Genomic DNA, 17948 nt, shown 5'->3' with positions numbered 1-17948 from the left:
CTCTTTCTTGGGGAGTGTAAAATAGTTTGTGTAAATCGGTATTGCATGAATCTACTTTATGCCCCATACTGGGGTAAACAAAGATAAGGACGGTAACAGAATGGCAAAGTGTAAAACTCCACCAACTACCCCAGGCGAGCAGATTGCTCAGCAAATCCTCAACAACTACGACATCAAGAGCGCGGAAGACGTACAGGACGTCCTGAAGCAGATTTTTGGCCCCATTTTTGAGTCCATGCTCAAAGGTGAGATGGAAAATCATCTCGGCCATAAGAAGCATGAGCGCTCCGAAGACGGTGACAATGTCCGGAACGGCTATTCATCCAAGACGCTCAAGACCTCTCTGGGCGAGGTTCCTATCCGCGTCCCTAGGGATCGCCAGAGTACGTTTGAACCGCAGATCATCAAGAAGCACCAGCGCGACGTTTCGTCCATCGAGGGCAAGGTACTGGCGATGTATGCCCGTGGCATGAGCCAACGCGACATCGCTGCAACCATCGAAGACATCTACGGCTTCCAGATGTCACATGAACAGATCTCCACCATCACAGGCTGCGTCATGGAAGAGGTCGAGGCATGGCGGAATCGTCCGCTCCAGTCGTTCTATCCATTTGCTTTCGTCGACTGCATCTACGTATCGCTGCGCACGGAGTATGGCGTCCAGCAGGTGGCCGTCTATGTCATGCTTGCCTATGACGTCAACGGCTGCAAGGATGTCCTTGGCCTCTGGATCAACGAGACGGAGAGCAAGCATGCCTGGATGCAGATCTTCGACGAGCTGCGGGCTCGCGGCGTTAAGGATCTTGGCATCCTGTCCATGGATGGCGTGAGCGGATTGGAGGAAGGCGCCAAGGCTGTATTCCCGCATGCCACGGTTCAGCGCTGCATCGTACACCTCATCCGCAATTCCATCCGCTACATCCCACGCAAGCAGTGGAGTGCATTCACGAAGCAGCTGAAGCTCATCTATGGTGCCATCAACGTCAAGCAGGCCCGTCAGGAATTCGAGAAGTTCAAGACCGACTGGCAGGCTTATCCAGGCGCGGTCAGCGTATGGGAAAACAATTTCTCACACGTCGAGCAGCTCTATAACTATGGCAGTGCCGTGCGCAAGATCATGTACACGACCAATGCCATCGAGAGCGTCAACTCTAGCTTCCGCAAGGTGACCAAGAAAGGCGCTTTCCCCAACGAGGATGCAGTCTTCAAGATTTTCTACCTACGCATCCAAGAGCTCTATAAAAAATGGAAGGGTCGTCACGTCGCAAACTGGGCGATGGTCCGGAACCAGCTGCTCATGGACGACAGGATGTCTCAGCTTATGCAGCAATACGATGTTGCTTATTGAATCGATTTACACAAAACTCTTGACACACCCTCAGCTCCTTCATTTGGCATCATTTAAGAACAATTGAAATCATTCTTTCTTTATTAATATGTTTTAGTATTCATAAAAAACAAAAAAAGAAGAGAGAACGCAATACACGTTCTCTCCCATATATAAACGTTATTGTAACTATCTACCCTTTCCGCATTTCATCAAAGTGTTTTCCCATGATTTGTGCAGCCTCCTTCTTTTTACTATCCAAGGGATGTAAGTAGATGGACGTAGTCCGTATGTTTGTATGCCCTAACATTGACTGTACAGTCGTTAAAGATGCCCCTTCATTCAGAGCATACGTAGCGGCCATATGACGCAAAGAGTGAACACCAATATGGGGTATTCTATCTTTTTGCACATTTTTGTCAACCATGTATTCAGATAACTAGGACTTACAGGAACTAGATGATCATGTAGTTATCAGGTAAATCATCTATTGCCTTCAGCAATTTCTTCAGCTGTTCTTCCTGAATAATGGGATAGTGATGATAACTCCATCCCTTGGATTTCGCCCCCGATGACAAAGGCTCCTTCGCCGTCGGATTCGGCTCCTACAAGAGCGAACATGCCGCAGCCCTCGGCGCCTCTAAATAACACGATTTCCTCCTTAGACAAAAAGTCTCCTTTGACTTGCAGCAGCGAGGGATGTCTTTTTGCTATTGTTTCTGAAATCTTATGGTCAACAGGAATAACACATGAAAAACCTTTATTGACAGGAGTATGAAAAGGGATTATACTAAGCTGTATTTAGCAAAATGCAGTTTCTTACAATAAAAAAAGGAGGCTATCATGCTATTCAAAACGATTAGTCGCCACCTTCTCGGCAAGCCTTTGGAGAATACCAAACTCGAGGGCGAACAGATACCAAAATGGAAGGCCCTGCCTATTTTCTCATCGGATGCCCTGTCATCCGTCGGGTACGGGCCGGAACAGATTGCCATCGTCCTGGCTTCGGTACCGACCTTAGCGACATACCGTTATTTCGGACCTATCGTCTTAGCTATCATTGCCTTATTATTCATCGTTGCCCTGTCCTATACCCAGGTCGTCCGGGTCAATCCGGGCGGCGGCGGTTCCTATGGCATCGCCATGAAATACCTCGGTGTCTACCCGGCCCTTACGGCAGGGGCGGCGCTTCTGGCCGATTACATCCTGACCGTTGCCGTTTCCATTTCTTCAGGGACGGCGGCGCTGGTCAGTGCCTTTCCGGTCCTCCACCCTTATCACGTCTACCTTGACCTCGGCGTTCTCATCCTGATGATGATCGTCAACCTGCGCGGTACCAGGGAGGCCTCAACCGTCTTCGTCTGGCCGACGTACTTCTTCTTGGCTGCCATGGGGATCACCTTAATCGGCGGCTTCTATCAAATCTGGAACGGCACCCTCACGGCTCATACCGTCGCTGTCGAAACGGTAGCCCCATTGAATCAGACCGCCTTGATGCTCATCGTCCTGCGGGCCTTTGCTAACGGCTGTAGTTCCATGACCGGCATCGAAGCCATTGCCAACGGCGTCACCATGTTCAAGGCGCCTCAGCAAAAAAACGCCATCGAAACGACGGCTATCATGGCCTGTATCCTGGCAATCATGCTCGGCGGCCTCAGTTACCTCATCATTTATCTTCACCTCTTGCCGACACAAGGCTACACCCTATTGTCCCTCCTTGTCGAAGATATCTTCAGCCGGACCTTGATTTACTACGTCATCCAGATTTTGATGATGGTCATCCTCTACATCGCCGCCAATACGGCCTACAACGGCCTGCCGCCGCTTCTTTCTTTCATGGCCGTCGACGGCTACGTCCCCCGCTACTTTGCCAACCGCGGTGAACGCCTGAGCTATTCTAACGGCATCCAAGTCCTGACGCTCATGGCCGGCATCTTGATTGTCCTCTTCCAGGGTAATATTGAGCACCTCATTTCCCTCTATGCCATCGGCGTATTCCTCTCCTTCACCATTGCCCAATCGGCCATGGTCGTCTACTGGAGACAATGCCGGGAACGAAACTGGCGCCTCTTTTCCGTCATCAACGGCTTCGGTGCCCTGGTCACGGCCTGCGTCGTCGTCATCGTCCTCATCACCAAATTCATCTACGGAGCCTGGATCATCGTCCTGCTCATCCCGACCTTGGTCTATATGTTCCTTAAAGTCCATCATCACTATGATGACGTCCGAGAACAGCTGTTGCTGACACCGGAAGAGTATACGAAAGTCATGACCACCGACTTAGGCCGCAATATCATCATCATCCCCATCGCGTCCCCGACTCAAGCCGTAGCCAAGGCCATTCGCTACGCCAAGATCATCAGCGGTTCGAAAGATAAAATCTATGCCGTCCACGTCTACAGCGACGATGAACGGGGTAAAAAAATCAAAACCTTGTGGCGCCAACTGGAACCCGACATCGAGCTCATCATGCTTCAATCGCCTTATCGGCAGTTGACGGACCCGCTCATCACCTTTATCCAAGAGCTGCGGAAAGAGACGGCTCCGAAAGATATGATTACCGTCCTCATTCCGGAATTTGAAACGAAAAAATTATGGCACCGCCTGCTTCACAACCAGAGCGGCTGGCTGCTAAGACTCCGTATCCTGCCTTACTTAGACGTCGTCGTATCGACAGTCCCCCTGCAGTTTACGAAATAGAAATCAAGTAGCATCTACAACAAAGCCCCGTCGAAGGAAATTTCTTCGACGGGGCTTTCTGTTATGGAACTGTCATCGGGAGATGGTCAGTTATTTTTTATAGAGCATGCGGACCGAATTGAGGACACACAGGGTAAGCGGAAAATAAATCGGTGGATTTAATCTCCTGGCTGTTTGTGAGACAATAGGCTCATCAAACAGGATGAATTAGACCAATTAGAGTTTCGTAAGCGGAAAATAAATCGGTGGATTTAATCTCCTGGCTGTTTGTGAGACAATAGGCTCATCAAACAGGATGAATTAGACCAATTAGAGTTTCTCCCATTTTGTCTAAAAACTCTAATTTATCCTATTCAGTAAGGAGGATGTTTTTGGATACTCAAAAAATTACACACGAAATAAGAATGAAACACTGGATGCAGATCATCGCGCAGCGCCAGCAGAGTGGCTTAACGGTGAAGGAATTCTGTGCGCAGCAGGATATCCCTATCAAGCAGTATTACTACTGGCAACATAAACTCCGTATTCGTTTCGCACCGGCACAGGCGCCGGAAACTAAAAAGGAAGAAGTCCCCACACTAGTCCCTCTTTCGGCGGCGATTCCCGTTCAGGATTCCCTTATCGTGCAGTGTGGTGCGTTTTCCCTGGAAGTGACGGAGCATACTTCTGAAAGACTGCTGCAAAAGACGCTGCAGCTACTGCAGAAGGTGAATGCTTGATGGATTTGCATATTTCAGCAGAACATGTCTTCATCGCCTGTGGCTATACGGACATGCGCAAGTCCATTGACGGGCTCAGTGCTATCATCGCCCAGCAGTTCCAGATGGATCCGTTTCAGCTTTCTCTTTTCCTGTTTTGCGGCCGTCGCCGGGACCGGTTCAAGGCCCTGCTCTGGCAGGGTGATGGTTTCCTGCTCCTCTACAAACGCTTGGAAAAAGGAAGGCTGCAGTGGCCAAGGACACCTGATGAAGTCCGGGAACTCACACCACAGCAGTACCGCTGGCTCATGGAGGGGCTGTCTGTTGAACAGCCTCGGGCCGTGCAAAAGATTACGCCGAAAACGGTTTTGTAAAATAGCCGAAACACTGCATAAACGCTAGGGTTTTCGGCTGTTTTATGGTATAATAGATTTATCACAAATCCGTAAGATTGAGGTGCCGTATGACAGATATCCGTGAACAGGAAATGCAGGGGAAAATCGATGAACTGACCGCGCAGAAAGCGTCTCTGGAAGCAGAGAACAAACAGCTGCGCAAGCAGGTCGAATGGCTGCGCAAGGCTCAGTTTGGCCGCAAGTCGGAAACCAAGAAAGTCGTGTACCCGGAAGAACAGATGAGCCTGTTCAATGAAGCAGAAACAGAAGCGAAACCCAGCGCTCCGGAACCGGAAATTTCGGTCAAGCCGCACAAACGCAAGAAAAAGGTCGGCCATCGTGAAGAATTACTGGCCAAACTGCCTCATCGGAAAATTGTCGTCGAACCGGAAACGACGGTCTGCCCGGAATGTGGCAGCACACTTTCGCCGGTAGGCGAAGAATTCATTCGTTCGGAAGTCGTCTACATCGCAGCCCGCGTGGAAGTGAAGGATTTCTATCGTAAAAGTTATGAATGCCGTACCTGCCGCAAGCAGGGACAGCCTGCCATCCTGAAAGCAGCCATGCCTCAGCCGGTCATCCCCCATTCTATCGCCTCACCATCGGTGGTCGCCCATGTCATGATGCAGAAATATGGCTATGCCCTGCCACTGTACCGCCAGGAAAGCGAATGGAAACGCATCGGCCTGGCCTTTTCCCGGGCCAATCTGGCTAACTGGATCATCATCGCTTCCAAAGAATGGTTGGCCCCGGTCTATGGACGGATGCATGAGATGCTCCTGGAAGAGCGCTGTCTCCATGCTGATGAAACACCTATCCAGGTGCATAACGAAAAAGGCCGTAAAAATACGAGCAAGTCATATATGTGGGTCTATGCCAGCACGGCTTTGAATCCCACGCGGAAAATCCGTTTGTTTGAATATGCGCCGACGCGCAGTGCCCATTGTGCAGAAACTTTCCTGGAAGGTTTCTCTGGCTACCTGCTGACGGACGACTATGTCGGCTACCGTTCCATCAAGACAGCGGGGCATTGCCTATGCTGGGCCCATGCCCGACGGAAGTTCGTCGATGCCGCTCCGGCTTATGCTAAAGAAACGGATGGACTCGAAAACACCTTAGTCAAAGCGGGTATCGACCAGATCAGCCAGTTATTCGACAAAGAAAAAGAATATAAATCGCTCTCACCGGAAGAACGGTATGAACGACGCCTCGGGGAAGAAAAGCCTATCCTGAAGGCGCTCTTCGCGTGGGCAGAAAACAATGTCGACAAACTGCTGCCCAAATCGCCGCTGACAACGGCCATGAATTATCTCCTGTCGAACCGTAACGGGCTGACCTGTTACCTCAAAGACGGACACTGTGACATTTCCAACAACACCGCGGAAAACAGCATCCGACCTTTCACCGTTGGGCGGAAAAACTGGCTTTTCAGTAACAGCCCCAAAGGAGCCAAAGCCAGTGCCATCGTCTACAGCCTGATTGAAACAGCCAAAGCCAACGGCTTGGACCCCGAACGGTATCTGAAATACCTTTTTGAAAAGCTGCCGAATACAGCAAACTTCAAAGATACCGAAACCTTGGATCAATACCTGCCTTGGGCAACAAAGCCCCAGGAAAAGTGCAAAGAATAAATAGAATCAAAGCCCTAGACTTATGAAAAAAGGATAGCATAAGTCTGGGGCTTTTTCTATACACTGATTTATTTTCCGCTTACAGAGTTTCTCCCATTTTGTCTAAAAACTCTAATTTATCCTATTCAGTAAGGAGGATGTTTTTGGATACTCAAAAAATTACACACGAAATAAGAATGAAACACTGGATGCAGATCATCGCGCAGCGCCAGCAGAGTGGCTTAACGGTGAAGGAATTCTGTGCGCAGCAGGATATCCCTATCAAGCAGTATTACTACTGGCAACATAAACTCCGTATTCGTTTCACACCGGCACAGGCGCCGGAAACTAAAAAGGAAGAAGTCCCCACACTAGTCCCTCTTTCGGCGGCGATTCCCGTTCAGGATTCCCTTATCGTGCAGTGTGGTGCGTTTTCCCTGGAAGTGACGGAGCATACTTCTGAAAGACTGCTGCAAAAGACGCTGCAGCTACTGCAGAAGGTGAATGCTTGATGGATTTGCATATTTCAGCAGAACATGTCTTCATCGCCTGTGGCTATACGGACATGCGCAAGTCCATTGACGGGCTCAGTGCCATCATCGCCCAGCAGTTCCAGATGGATCCGTTTCAGCTTTCTCTTTTCCTGTTTTGCGGCCGTCGCCGGGACCGGTTCAAGGCCCTGCTCTGGCAGGGTGATGGTTTCCTGCTCCTCTACAAACGCTTGGAAAAAGGAAGGCTGCAGTGGCCAAGGACACCTGATGAAGTCCGGGAACTCACACCACAGCAGTACCGCTGGCTCATGGAGGGGCTGTCTGTTGAACAGCCTCGGGCCGTGCAAAAGATTACGCCGAAAACGGTTTTGTAAAATAGCCGAAACACTGCATAAACGCTAGGGTTTTCGGCTGTTTTATGGTATAATAGATTTATCACAAATCCGTAAGATTGAGGTGCCGTATGACAGATATCCGTGAACAGGAAATGCAGGGGAAAATCGATGAACTGACCGCGCAGAAAGCGTCTCTGGAAGCAGAGAACAAACAGCTGCGCAAGCAGGTCGAATGGCTGCGCAAGGCTCAGTTTGGCCGCAAGTCGGAAACCAAGAAAGTCGTGTACCCGGAAGAACAGATGAGCCTGTTCAATGAAGCAGAAACAGAAGCGAAACCCAGCGCTCCGGAACCGGAAATTTCGGTCAAGCCGCACAAACGCAAGAAAAAGGTCGGCCATCGTGAAGAATTACTGGCCAAACTGCCTCATCAGAAAATTGTCGTCGAACCGGAAACGACGGTCTGCCCGGAATGTGGCAGCACACTTTCGCCGGTAGGCGAAGAATTCATTCGTTCGGAAGTCGTCTACATCGCAGCCCGCGTGGAAGTGAAGGATTTCTATCGTAAAAGTTATGAATGCCGTACCTGCCGCAAGCAGGGACAGCCTGCCATCCTGAAAGCAGCCATGCCTCAGCCGGTCATCCCCCATTCTATCGCCTCACCATCGGTGGTCGCCCATGTCATGATGCAGAAATATGGCTATGCCCTGCCACTGTACCGCCAGGAAAGCGAATGGAAACGCATCGGCCTGGCCTTTTCCCAGGCCAATCTGGCTAACTGGATCATCATCGCTTCCAAAGAATGGTTGGCCCCGGTCTATGGACGGATGCATGAGATGCTCCTGGAAGAGCGCTGTCTCCATGCTGATGAAACACCTATCCAGGTGCATAACGAAAAAGGCCGTAAAAATACGAGCAAGTCATATATGTGGGTCTATGCCAGCACGGCTTTGAATCCCACGCGGAAAATCCGTTTGTTTGAATATGCGCCGACGCGCAGTGCCCATTGTGCAGAAACTTTCCTGGAAGGTTTCTCTGGCTACCTGCTGACGGACGACTATGTCGGCTACCGTTCCATCAAGACAGCGGGGCATTGCCTATGCTGGGCCCATGCCCGACGGAAGTTCGTCGATGCCGCTCCGGCTTATGCTAAAGAAACGGATGGACTCGAAAACACCTTAGTCAAAGCGGGTATCGACCAGATCAGCCAGTTATTCGACAAAGAAAAAGAATATAAATCGCTCTCACCGGAAGAACGGTATGAACGACGCCTCGGGGAAGAAAAGCCTATCCTGAAGGCGCTCTTCGCGTGGGCAGAAAACAATGTCGACAAACTGCTGCCCAAATCGCCGCTGACAACGGCCATGAATTATCTCCTGTCGAACCGTGACGGGCTGACCTGTTACCTCAAAGACGGACACTGTGACATTTCCAACAACACCGCGGAAAACAGCATCCGACCTTTCACCGTTGGGCGGAAAAACTGGCTTTTCAGTAACAGCCCCAAAGGAGCCAAAGCCAGTGCCATCGTCTACAGCCTGATTGAAACAGCCAAAGCCAACGGCTTGGACCCCGAACGGTATCTGAAATACCTTTTTGAAAAGCTGCCGAATACAGCAAACTTCAAAGATACCGAAACCTTGGATCAATACCTGCCTTGGGCAACAAAGCCCCAGGAAAAGTGCAAAGAATAAATAGAATCAAAGCCCTAGACTTATGAAAAAAGGATAGCATAAGTCTGGGGCTTTTTCTATACACTGATTTATTTTCCGCTTACCACACAGGGCGGATTTGATTTGTTTTCTTTTAAGTTGTTCTAATAATTGGCTGAGGAAGTCACTGATGTAAACTGTCCGGATGGACTTGTCCATCTTTGGATTAGAGACTTCAGTACAACGAGATGATACATATTTCACAGACCTCTGAATACAGATTTTTTTCGCATCCCTGTCATCAAAGTTAAATAAAATATAGCCCTGTGTTTCAATTCACTGTAGTTATCAGGTAAATCATCTATTGCCTTCAGCAATTTCTTCAGCTGTTCTTCCTGAATAATGGGATAGTGATGATAATTAGGCTTTGGTATTTCTCTGTGTTCTAATCTGTCACAAGGGTTTTCCTTGATATAGCCCCATTCAACAGCTTTAGACAGGATATGTTTTAAAAGAGCAAAGTTTTTGTGAATCATCGTCTCTGACAAGAATCGTTGTTTTTGCCTAGAATTATGATGAATCTCACTCTGGTGAAGTTCATAGATGAAAGCCCGGATATCTTCAACGTTGATATTTTCGATAGGTTTGTCATGGAAGAATGGCAGAATCCGGTTTCGCAACAGTGTCCGGTTATGTTCCCTTGTCGTCATGGCCAGATGGATATTATGTCTCTTATCCCAGATACCGACAAAATTATCAAAGGTAATTGCCATATCCTTATGGACAGGAGCAGCTACTTCTTCAGCTTGTAATTCTTTTGCCTGAAGTTGTAGTCTGAATTTATCTAGTTCCTTCATAGCGGCTCTTTTGGATTTAGCTACGATGCGTTTACTTTTACGGATTTTGTTGCCGTCCTTATCTTGACCTATATAGACCCGAAGTTCCCAATGACCATTTCCTCGATTGATTACAGTAGCCAACAATTACACCTCCTAAAAAAGAGGCTCACTTAGAGAGCCTCTTTGATATGCTACGATACTATAAATTGTATTTTTATTACCATTTCATTCATAAATCATTGCCCCTTTTCATTTTCCATAAAATCATTTAACCATGCGGTTTATAGGCCCTTTAAAGCTTGTATTCCATAAATGTAGAGCTTGTATTCAGGGTCAAACTGCACCCCTCCTGCACCCCTTTTGAAGAAAAATCACTAAAAATCAGCGAAAATGTACAGTAAAACAATTACTCAGAAAATCATTGAACCTCTCCCGCTTATAGAAGCGGGAGATTCGTGAGAAGGTTGCTGTTTAAGTTTCCTCCTGAAATCAGGATAGCCTTATTCTCAAAGGGCTGTCCAAAAGCCCTTTACACAGTCCCTCGAAATCGAAGTTCTGCTTACTTTTACGAAGTATATTGGCGGCGCCGTTGATGTCGGCATTAGCCGTCCTGCCGTTGGCGAAACGGTACAGGCCGCGCTGGATTCGTTTCCCGCTGAACGTTCCTGTATAGGGGGCATCCGGCTGGTATACGGGAATATCATCCAAATCCAGGCAGCTGGCCTGAGAGGTATAGGATTCTTCCTGTTCCAGATAGGTTATCCCATAGCGTTCACACAGGTGTTTCAAGGTACTACGCAGATAGCTCAGGCTGATTTGGGTGAAATGCTGATTCGTCACTTTGCCCAGTTTTAGTCCTCGTTTGAAATCTCGATTATAACCGCAGACAAGGGTCCCTATCTGATGGTCAATGCAGAAATTAACAATGTAACGGGCTGTCTTGCGAAGGATGTCCTGCATCCGGAAATTGCGTTTCTTCGCTAACTGACAGAGCTGATTCGTCGTCTTCTGGCCCTGCTTGGCGGCAATGCTTTGGAGTCTGGCTTTGCGTTTGTTCCAATACTGGTTGATAGATTTGAGTTTACGACCGTCCATGAGGAACGACGTCCCTGTATTGGTAACGCAGGCGGCCAGATTGTCCAGGCCCAAGTCGATAGCCAGGACACGGTCTGGCGAGGTTTTCACCGGTTCGGGGTCCTGTAAGTAGCAATACTGAATCTTGAAATACCGTCCGCCATACATGGGACAGATGCGAACTTCCTGAATCGTCTTATCCTTCAGTCTGTCGGGAACAGGAATCCGAATCCGATGCCCGTTATGGCGTTTCGCATATTCCCGGCTCATTGGTACCGTCAGGAAGCTATTCTTAATGTTGATGGCGTTCGTGGACAAGATGAGACTGAAGAGGCCCCTTTTTTCACGATAGTATGGCAGGCGAACAGCCTTTGAACCATAGTCACCGGACTTGACTTTCTGCAAAAACCCAAAAAAAGAACGAAAACTGCGGTCGGCCATCTTCAATATCTGCTGGGCAACACCGGCCTGCAACAAGCCATAGTTTTCATTTCCCTTGCAGATGGGGTAATTTTCTTCGTACCGCAAGAATTGCTGGGTGTCGAAGTAATGCTGCCGAATCGTATAGACTGCTACATTATACAGGTTATTGCTGTATTGGCACATTTCCCGGAGCATCGTATACTCTTGTTTCGACAAGCCGCGGATGACATTCGATTGCGTCAAGTACATCTAGGATTCACCTCCTCTGTTATCTACCATTATACCGTAGCCGAGGTGAAAAGGCTAAGACAGAAATGACATAGGGTGGATTTCGCAGGCATCGAACCTGCGAAATCCATCGCCATTCATCCCCTACCTAAGAGGAAGGAGTCTTCTGGCGAAACTGTGATAAAAAAAGGCGGAAAAAGCTAGATTTTATCTGCTTTTCCGCCTATTGTTAACCATTATAAAAGGCCGTGAGGCCTTATTTTACCAGTATTTCAAGAAAATTCTTCGAAAACCTTTACAAACCGCATGAATACTGGTAAAATGAACAAGTAAAAGTTCATGCGGGTGTAATTCAGTGGTAGAATACGAGCTTCCCAAGCTTGGTACGAGGGTTCGATTCCCTTCATCCGCTCCAGAATAAAAAAAGGGCTGTCGCATGTGCGACAGCCTTTTTTTGTAGGGGCGCCCACGTGGGGCGCCCGCTCACACAAATCCGGTTCGCAAGTATTATCACTTTAAATTTAAAGCAACCTCTCCGGCCTTTCAGGCCACCTCCCCTATAAGGGGAGGCAAGAGCTAGTAGCCAGCTACTAGCCACGAGCTACTAACTACTAGCCACGAACCACGAGCCACTTTCCCTACTTAGCCGGCATAGCCGCCTTTTACGCCTTCACGGGCATCTTTTTCCCAATCTTCGAAATGTTCTTTAGCAGCCTTGCCGATCTGTTCGTCGTTGTTGTAATCGCCGAGTTCGGTCTGGACTTCATCTTCCTTGGCTTCGGAAGTGTTGACGGCTGCTGCGAAATCACGACCGTATTGGCGGCATGTTTCCTGGGTTGCCTGGTCCGGGTTCCACTGGCAGCGCAGGCCGTCGTTGACGACGTCGAAGCCGGCACCCTGGAGGAGAGCTGTAATCTGTTTGACAGCTTCACCGCTCCAGCCATAGCTGCCGAAAGCAGCGGCTTTCTTATTCTTGAATTTCAGGCCGCGGATCATTTCCATGATGCCGCCGATGGAGAAGAGGAAGCCATAGTTGATGGTCGGCGAGCCGACGAGGATGGCTTTCGATTTGAAGACTTCCGTAACGATGTCGTTCTTGTCATCGACAGCGGAGTTAAAAAGTTTCACTGTCAGCGTCGGATCCGTTTCGCGCAGGCCTTCGGCGATGCATTCAGCCATGCGGCGCGTGGAATTCCACATCGTATCATAAATGATGGTGATCTGGTTTTCCTGGTAAGCTTTGGCCCAATCCTGATATTTGGCGACGATTTTCAGGGGATCTTTGCGCCAGATGACACCGTGGCTCGGGCAAATCATGTTGACCGGGACACCCATCTTGAGGATTTCATCGATTTTCCGCGTAACCATGGGGCTGTAGAGGTTGAGGATATTGGCATAGTATTTCATGGCTTCCTGATAGAGTTCTGCCTGGTCTACGCAGTCATTGTACATTCTTTCGCTGGCATAGTGCTGACCGAAACCGTCGTTGCTGAAGAGGATGTTTTCGCCGGTCATATAAGTGAACATCGTATCCGGCCAATGGAGCATAGCGGCTTCGATGAAGACGAGCTGGCTGTCGCCCAGGTCCAGGGTATCGCCGGTCTTGACGTTGACGAAGTTCCAATCCTGGTGATAGAGGCCGCGCAGGATGGCTTCCCCTTTCTTGGTGCAGTAAATCGGCGTATCCGGGATTTCCCGCATCAGTGCCGGCAAAGCGCCGCTGTGGTCGTTTTCATTGTGGTTCATGACGATATAGTCGATGTCTTTGAGGTCGATTTCCTTCTTCAGGTTAGCGACGAATTCGTCGTCAAAGGGTTTCCAGACCGTATCCATGAGGACCGTCTTTTTATCGCGGATCAAGTAGGAGTTGTACGAAGAGCCCTTTTCTGTCGAATATTCATGGCCGTGGAATTCGTTCAATTCCCAGTCGATTTTACCTACCCAAGTCACTTTTTCTGTAATTTTTTTACCCATGATGATTGTCTCCTTTTCAGTTATCTCTATATGATAAAATTATTCTAACGTAAGCAGCAATGCCATTTTAAAAGGTCCATCGGCAGTGATGGCATGGCGGCCGTTCTTGGCAAAAGCAAAGTTTTCGCCGGCCTTGATTTCATGATCTTCGCCTTCATAGCGGATGACGGCTTTGCCTTCCAGGGCAAAAATCAAGGCTTCACCGGGAGCAGCGTGTTCCGAAAGACCTGTGCCGGCGCCGAAGCTCATGACGACGAATTTGACTTTAGGCGACTGGATAATGTCGCGGTTGATGATCTTACCATCCTGATAAGGCACGAGGCCTGCCAAAGAGAAAATCTTGCCTGCATCGATGTTCATAAGGAATTCCTCCTCTACTGTAAGTTCCGTATAGACCGCCCCATCGCGGCTCTTCATGCCAACGGGTACGGACGGCGGTGCGATGATGGCCTGACCAGCCACCAGATTATGTTCTTCCCCCGGCCAGTGAACGGTCAGCGTACCGTCAGCGACATAGAGGAGTTTCGCCTGCCTGTAGATTTCCGGACTGATGTCCGTACCGGCAGCCAGGGAAAAGTAAAAGACTTGATACTGGGCTTCATTGACCAGTTCTTTAGAAATCGTACAGCCGGCCACTGGGGCATTATCACGGCTGATAGAAAAGATATGGCCTTTCGTTTCTTTCATTCCACTCACCTCGTTTTTTCTTTCCCTTCGATGTGTTAAGTATACGTTTTTTTCATCATTATGTCTGTTGTAATTACAACAGATAATAGAATTTCTCAATTATAAAAAAAATAGGCGTCGCATTAAGCGATGCCTATTTTTAGCAGCCAGCAGTCAGCGGTTAGCAGATAGCTTTAAATCAACCTCTCAGACCGCCTTCGGCGGCCAGCTCCCCTATTAGGGGAGCCTTGAGGCCTGCCTCTACGAGCTGCTAGCCACTAACTGCTAGCCACTAGCCACTAAAAAAAGACCTGCCGTGTATGCGGTAGGTCTTTTTTTCATCCTCACTGGATTTCAATGGTGTTGGTCGGTTGTGCCTGTTGGGCATCTTTCGGGAGAGTTACGGTCAGGACGCCATCTTTGAAAGCAGCCTGGATACCTTCTTTCTGAATACCTGTGACAGGGAACTGACGGCAGAAGGACGAACTCGAACGTTCTTTGCAGATGTAGTTGTGCTGTTCGTCTTGCGAATCCTTCTGTTCGTTGTGGCTGGCAGCCAAAGTCAGGACGTTGTTGTCGTAGCTCAGATGGATGTCTTCTTTCTGGACGCCCGGCAGATCAGCGGTCATAACGTATTCGCTGCCTTTGTCTTCAATGTCGACTTTCGGCATCGTGCTGGAGAATTCACTCGGCCACATGAAGCGATTGAAGAAGTTATCAAAAACATCGGGAACGGAAAATCCATTATCAACAACTGGGAATAAGCTATTCATAAGTCATGCCTCCTTTTTACGTAAGTTTGAACACCATATATCAAACATTGAATACAAGGGAGTTTGGCGGGCGCCCCACGTGGGCGCCCCTACAATTATTTGACTTCAATGCGGTGGGCTTCAGCCACTTTCTTCGGGTCTTCTTTCGGCAGGGTTACGGTCAGGACGCCGTCTTTAAAGGCTGCCTGGATGCCATCTTTCTGGATGTTGCGGACCGTGAACTGACGGCAGAACGTATGGCTGCTGCGTTCTTTGCGGATGTAGTTGTGCTGTTCGTCTTGCGAATCCTTCTGTTCGTTGTGGCTGGCAGCCAAAGTCAGGACGTTGTTGTCGTAGCTCAGATGGATGTCTTCTTTCTGGACGCCCGGCAGATCAGCGGTCATAACGTATTCGCTGCCTTTGTCTTCAATGTCGACTTTCGGCATCGTGCTGGAGAATTCACTCGGCCACATGAAGCGATTGAAGAAGTTATCAAAAACATCGGGAACGGAAAATCCATTATCAACAACTGGGAATAAGCTATTCATAAGTCATGCCTCCTTTTTACGTAAGTTTGAACACCATATATCAAACATTGAATACAAGGGAGTTTGGCGGGCGCCCCACGTGGGCGCCCCTACAATTATTTGACTTCAATGCGGTGGGCTTCAGCCACTTTCTTCGGGTCTTCTTTCGGCAGGGTTACGGTCAGGACGCCGTCTTTAAAGGCTGCCTGGATGCCATCTTTCTGGATGTTGCGGACCGTGAACTGACGGCAGAACGTATGGCTGCTGCGTTCTTTGCGGATATATTTCTTCTTATCGTCTTTTTCATCTTTCTTTTCTTCGTGTTTAGCCGTCAAAGTCAGGATGTCATCGTTGTAGCTGACGTTGATGTCTTCTTTGGCAATGCCCGGCAGGTCCGTCGTCAGGATGTAGGCCTTATCGGTATCTTCGATATCTACCTGCGGGACGCGGTAGTTGCCTTCTGTCGGATTTTCAAAGCTGTTGAAGAAGTTGTCAAAAATCGTATCAGGGAATACAAAATCACTGTTCGTTACAACTGGAAATAAACCTTTCATCATAATCATTACCCTCTTTCAACACATCGTTCATTGTTGCTATGAGTGAACCTTCTTTTCAGTTCTGTTCTTTTGACCTTTTTGCTTATCTCTCTGTAACCTCTTCCTGATTACAGCTATATCATAGACCCTATTAGCACTCTTGTCAAGTGAGTGCTAATAAAAAATTTTAAAAAAAGTGCTGTCGCGTAAACGACAGCACTTTTTAGTGGTTAGCAGCTAGCCGTTAGGGGCTAGTAAAAGAAACCTCTCCGCCCTTTCAGGCCACCTCCCCTGTTAAGGGAGGCAAAGAACGCGGTCTGCGGTCTGCGAACGGCGGCCTGCGAACGGCGGGCCGCCCTTTGGGACGGCCCCTACGAGCCACTAAATTACTTATCCTGCGGGACGAGTTGTTTGCCCGGTTTTACGAAGATCCAGGCTACGATGGCGATGATGCCGAACAGGGACGTTGCCGTGAAGGCGTTGTTCCAGCCGTAGTTGGTGACGAAGAAGGCCGTGACGATAGGAGCCAGGACGCCGCCGATGTTGCCCCAGAGGTTGATCCAGCCGGAAACGGAACCGGTGTATTTACCACCCAGGGAGATGACGGAAGACCAGCTGGCGCTCATAGCAAAGCCCAAGGCACCGAGGGAAACGGACATCCAGAAGATGTTCATGGCCGGGTCAGCCGTATGGGATGCGATGTACAGGCCGAGGGATGTAACGGCGACGCCGGCCATAGCCGTGACGGTGCGCATCTTATACTGCATTTCGCTGTGGCTGCCATTGGCAATCTTGTCGGAAACGAAGCCGGCCAGGAAGACCATAGCCATCAGTGCGATCCAAGGGCAGGAAGCCCAGAAGCCCATGGATTTCAAGGACATGTTGTGAACTTCAGTCAGGTACATGGGCAGCCATGCCAGGAAGACGTACATGATGTAGTCGACGACCATGAACTGGATGCCGACAGCCCAGAACTGAGTCGAGCGGAGGAACTTATGCCAGGGAGCGACGGCTTTCTTCAGGGAGTCAGCCGAACGGCCTTCGTTGATGTATGCTGCTTCTTCAGCATTGACATAGGGGCTGTCTGCCGGATTGTCGCAGGCGAAGCGGTGCCATACCCAGGCCAGGGCGACGCCGACGAGACCGAAGATGATGAAGACGGCGTGCCAGCCGAAGAGCCCCATGAGGGCGACCGTTGCGACCGGGCCGACGACGGGGCCGAAGAAGGTCCCTAACAGGATGGACGAGCTGGCCTTGCCTTTTTCGTGTTTATTGAACCATGTAAAGGTAGCGGCCCCTAAGGACGGAAAGACAGGGCCTTCGCCGAGGCCGAAAGCCAGGCGGACGGCGGCAAAGCTGATCTTGCCTTTAGCTAAAGCCGTCAAGGCCGTGAAGACGGACCACCAGAGGATGGCGAAAGCCCCGGTCTTGCGCATGCCGAACTTTTCAGCCAGGATACCGCCAGGGACCTGCATCAAAGCGTAGCTGGCGAAGAAACAGGTCTGAATGAAGCCCATGTCGATTTTCGTGAAGCCGAATTCCTGCATGATGACCGGCGTCGCGACGGAAAGGTTGACGCGGTCCATGTAAGCGACGAAACTGAGTGAACGTACTCCCGCCTAGAGAGGCGGGAGCTTCCTGCTTCAACGAGAACAGCGCTACTGACTCCAAAGAGTTGCGGCGGCTTACACTCTCTCCACAGGCGTAGATTCCCGTGCGCCCCA

The 17948-nt window shown here is 49.4% G+C and carries 17 protein-coding genes, 1 tRNA gene and 1 pseudogene; 10 read left to right on the top strand and 9 right to left on the bottom strand.

What is annotated here, in order from left to right; genetic code table 11:
* Nucleotides 1–100 precede the first annotated feature (100 nt).
* A complete protein-coding gene (locus tag ACFWUB_RS07585) occupies nucleotides 101–1348 on the top strand; it encodes an IS256 family transposase (RefSeq protein ID WP_020311933.1) in 1248 nt (415 codons plus the stop codon).
* A gap of 172 nt (nucleotides 1349–1520) precedes the next feature.
* On the opposite strand, the gene ACFWUB_RS07580 is transcribed toward ACFWUB_RS07585, so the two are convergent.
* Nucleotides 1521–1754, bottom strand: coding sequence for a tyrosine-type recombinase/integrase (locus tag ACFWUB_RS07580; protein ID WP_416183747.1), 234 nt, complete (start codon nucleotides 1752–1754; stop codon nucleotides 1521–1523).
* Nucleotides 1755–1882: 128 nt separating this feature from the next.
* Here ACFWUB_RS07580 and ACFWUB_RS07575 point away from each other — a divergent pair, with 128 nt between their 5' ends.
* From ACFWUB_RS07575 to tnpC (ACFWUB_RS07540), 8 genes are all read left to right on the top strand, one after another.
* On the top strand, nucleotides 1883–1975 hold the full coding sequence (locus ACFWUB_RS07575; RefSeq protein ID WP_192813576.1) for a YadA-like family protein: 93 nt from the start codon (nucleotides 1883–1885) through the stop codon (nucleotides 1973–1975).
* A 195-nt stretch (nucleotides 1976–2170) separates the two neighbouring features.
* Nucleotides 2171–4027, top strand: a complete 1857-nt coding sequence (locus ACFWUB_RS07570) for an APC family permease (RefSeq protein ID WP_416183746.1) — start codon at nucleotides 2171–2173, stop codon at nucleotides 4025–4027.
* Between the two features lie 371 nt (nucleotides 4028–4398).
* Entirely contained in the window at nucleotides 4399–4746 is a 348-nt protein-coding gene (gene tnpA / locus ACFWUB_RS07565) for an IS66 family insertion sequence element accessory protein TnpA (RefSeq protein WP_292282491.1), read from the top strand.
* Complete coding sequence (gene tnpB, locus ACFWUB_RS07560; RefSeq protein WP_020311937.1) at nucleotides 4746–5099, top strand: IS66 family insertion sequence element accessory protein TnpB; 354 nt, start codon at nucleotides 4746–4748, stop codon at nucleotides 5097–5099. Before tnpA (ACFWUB_RS07565) ends, tnpB (ACFWUB_RS07560) begins: the two co-directional genes overlap by 1 nt.
* Before the next feature lie 113 nt (nucleotides 5100–5212).
* Nucleotides 5213–6751 carry an IS66 family transposase gene (tnpC, locus tag ACFWUB_RS07555; protein ID WP_416184374.1) on the top strand — a complete coding sequence of 513 codons (1539 nt, stop codon included), beginning with the start codon at nucleotides 5213–5215 and terminating at the stop codon, nucleotides 6749–6751.
* 143 nt (nucleotides 6752–6894) lie between these two features.
* Nucleotides 6895–7242 (top strand): IS66 family insertion sequence element accessory protein TnpA, encoded by a 348-nt coding sequence (tnpA, locus tag ACFWUB_RS07550; protein WP_292299018.1) that lies wholly within the window; start codon nucleotides 6895–6897, stop codon nucleotides 7240–7242.
* Nucleotides 7242–7595, top strand: coding sequence for an IS66 family insertion sequence element accessory protein TnpB (tnpB, locus tag ACFWUB_RS07545; protein WP_020311937.1), 354 nt, complete (start codon nucleotides 7242–7244; stop codon nucleotides 7593–7595). Before tnpA (ACFWUB_RS07550) ends, tnpB (ACFWUB_RS07545) begins: the two co-directional genes overlap by 1 nt.
* Before the next feature lie 113 nt (nucleotides 7596–7708).
* Nucleotides 7709–9247 carry an IS66 family transposase gene (gene tnpC / locus ACFWUB_RS07540; protein ID WP_416184393.1) on the top strand — a complete coding sequence of 513 codons (1539 nt, stop codon included), beginning with the start codon at nucleotides 7709–7711 and terminating at the stop codon, nucleotides 9245–9247.
* Between the two features lie 218 nt (nucleotides 9248–9465).
* Here the strand turns inward: tnpC (ACFWUB_RS07540) and ACFWUB_RS07535 are convergent, their stop codons facing one another.
* Together ACFWUB_RS07535 and ACFWUB_RS07530 are read right to left on the bottom strand one after the other, a co-directional pair.
* Nucleotides 9466–10185: a hypothetical protein gene (locus tag ACFWUB_RS07535; protein WP_416183745.1), complete on the bottom strand. Its 720-nt coding sequence runs from the start codon at nucleotides 10183–10185 to the stop codon at nucleotides 9466–9468.
* A gap of 348 nt (nucleotides 10186–10533) precedes the next feature.
* Nucleotides 10534–11790, bottom strand: a complete 1257-nt coding sequence (locus tag ACFWUB_RS07530) for an RNA-guided endonuclease InsQ/TnpB family protein (RefSeq protein ID WP_416183744.1) — start codon at nucleotides 11788–11790, stop codon at nucleotides 10534–10536.
* 320 nt (nucleotides 11791–12110) lie between these two features.
* Between ACFWUB_RS07530 and ACFWUB_RS07525 the strand changes: the two genes are divergently transcribed.
* Nucleotides 12111–12184, top strand: a tRNA-Gly gene (locus ACFWUB_RS07525).
* A 227-nt stretch (nucleotides 12185–12411) separates the two neighbouring features.
* Here the strand turns inward: ACFWUB_RS07525 and ACFWUB_RS07520 are convergent.
* The 6 genes and pseudogenes from ACFWUB_RS07520 to ACFWUB_RS07495 form a co-directional block, all read right to left on the bottom strand.
* Nucleotides 12412–13743 carry an anaerobic nitric oxide reductase flavorubredoxin gene (locus ACFWUB_RS07520; protein ID WP_416183743.1) on the bottom strand — a complete coding sequence of 444 codons (1332 nt, stop codon included), beginning with the start codon at nucleotides 13741–13743 and terminating at the stop codon, nucleotides 12412–12414.
* Between the two features lie 39 nt (nucleotides 13744–13782).
* Nucleotides 13783–14430 (bottom strand): cupin domain-containing protein, encoded by a 648-nt coding sequence (locus tag ACFWUB_RS07515; RefSeq protein WP_074502902.1) that lies wholly within the window; start codon nucleotides 14428–14430, stop codon nucleotides 13783–13785.
* Nucleotides 14431–14753: 323 nt separating this feature from the next.
* Complete coding sequence (locus ACFWUB_RS07510) at nucleotides 14754–15182, bottom strand: Hsp20/alpha crystallin family protein (RefSeq protein WP_416183742.1); 429 nt, start codon at nucleotides 15180–15182, stop codon at nucleotides 14754–14756.
* Between the two features lie 95 nt (nucleotides 15183–15277).
* Entirely contained in the window at nucleotides 15278–15709 is a 432-nt protein-coding gene (locus ACFWUB_RS07505; protein WP_416183741.1) for an Hsp20/alpha crystallin family protein, read from the bottom strand.
* A 95-nt stretch (nucleotides 15710–15804) separates the two neighbouring features.
* Complete coding sequence (locus ACFWUB_RS07500) at nucleotides 15805–16245, bottom strand: Hsp20/alpha crystallin family protein (RefSeq protein WP_020311850.1); 441 nt, start codon at nucleotides 16243–16245, stop codon at nucleotides 15805–15807.
* Between the two features lie 365 nt (nucleotides 16246–16610).
* Nucleotides 16611–17816 (bottom strand): annotated as a pseudogene (locus ACFWUB_RS07495) (MFS transporter); the annotation flags it as partial.
* Nucleotides 17817–17948: the final 132 nt, after the last annotated feature.

The organism is Megasphaera sp., assembly GCF_047831605.1.
GTDB lineage: Bacteria > Bacillota > Negativicutes > Veillonellales > Megasphaeraceae > Megasphaera > Megasphaera intestinihominis.
The sequence above is the reverse complement of the archived record's forward strand: the minus strand, read 5'-3'. Positions and strand labels throughout refer to the sequence as shown.

Bases quoted from the DNA above. Each gene is read 5' to 3' on its own strand.
- ACFWUB_RS07585 (WP_020311933.1), top strand. From the start codon at position 101: ATGGCAAAGTGTAAAACTCCACCAACTACCCCAGGCGAGCAGATTGCT.
- ACFWUB_RS07580 (WP_416183747.1), bottom strand. From the start codon at position 1,754: ATGGTTGACAAAAATGTGCAAAAAGATAGAATACCCCATATTGGTGTT.
- ACFWUB_RS07570 (WP_416183746.1), top strand. From the start codon at position 2,171: ATGCTATTCAAAACGATTAGTCGCCACCTTCTCGGCAAGCCTTTGGAG.
- tnpB (WP_020311937.1), top strand. From the start codon at position 4,746: ATGGATTTGCATATTTCAGCAGAACATGTCTTCATCGCCTGTGGCTAT.
- tnpC (WP_416184374.1), top strand. From the start codon at position 5,213: ATGCAGGGGAAAATCGATGAACTGACCGCGCAGAAAGCGTCTCTGGAA.
- tnpB (WP_020311937.1), top strand. From the start codon at position 7,242: ATGGATTTGCATATTTCAGCAGAACATGTCTTCATCGCCTGTGGCTAT.
- tnpC (WP_416184393.1), top strand. From the start codon at position 7,709: ATGCAGGGGAAAATCGATGAACTGACCGCGCAGAAAGCGTCTCTGGAA.
- ACFWUB_RS07530 (WP_416183744.1), bottom strand. From the start codon at position 11,790: ATGTACTTGACGCAATCGAATGTCATCCGCGGCTTGTCGAAACAAGAG.
- ACFWUB_RS07520 (WP_416183743.1), bottom strand. From the start codon at position 13,743: ATGGGTAAAAAAATTACAGAAAAAGTGACTTGGGTAGGTAAAATCGAC.
- ACFWUB_RS07515 (WP_074502902.1), bottom strand. From the start codon at position 14,430: ATGAAAGAAACGAAAGGCCATATCTTTTCTATCAGCCGTGATAATGCC.
- ACFWUB_RS07510 (WP_416183742.1), bottom strand. From the start codon at position 15,182: ATGAATAGCTTATTCCCAGTTGTTGATAATGGATTTTCCGTTCCCGAT.
- ACFWUB_RS07505 (WP_416183741.1), bottom strand. From the start codon at position 15,709: ATGAATAGCTTATTCCCAGTTGTTGATAATGGATTTTCCGTTCCCGAT.
- ACFWUB_RS07500 (WP_020311850.1), bottom strand. From the start codon at position 16,245: ATGATGAAAGGTTTATTTCCAGTTGTAACGAACAGTGATTTTGTATTC.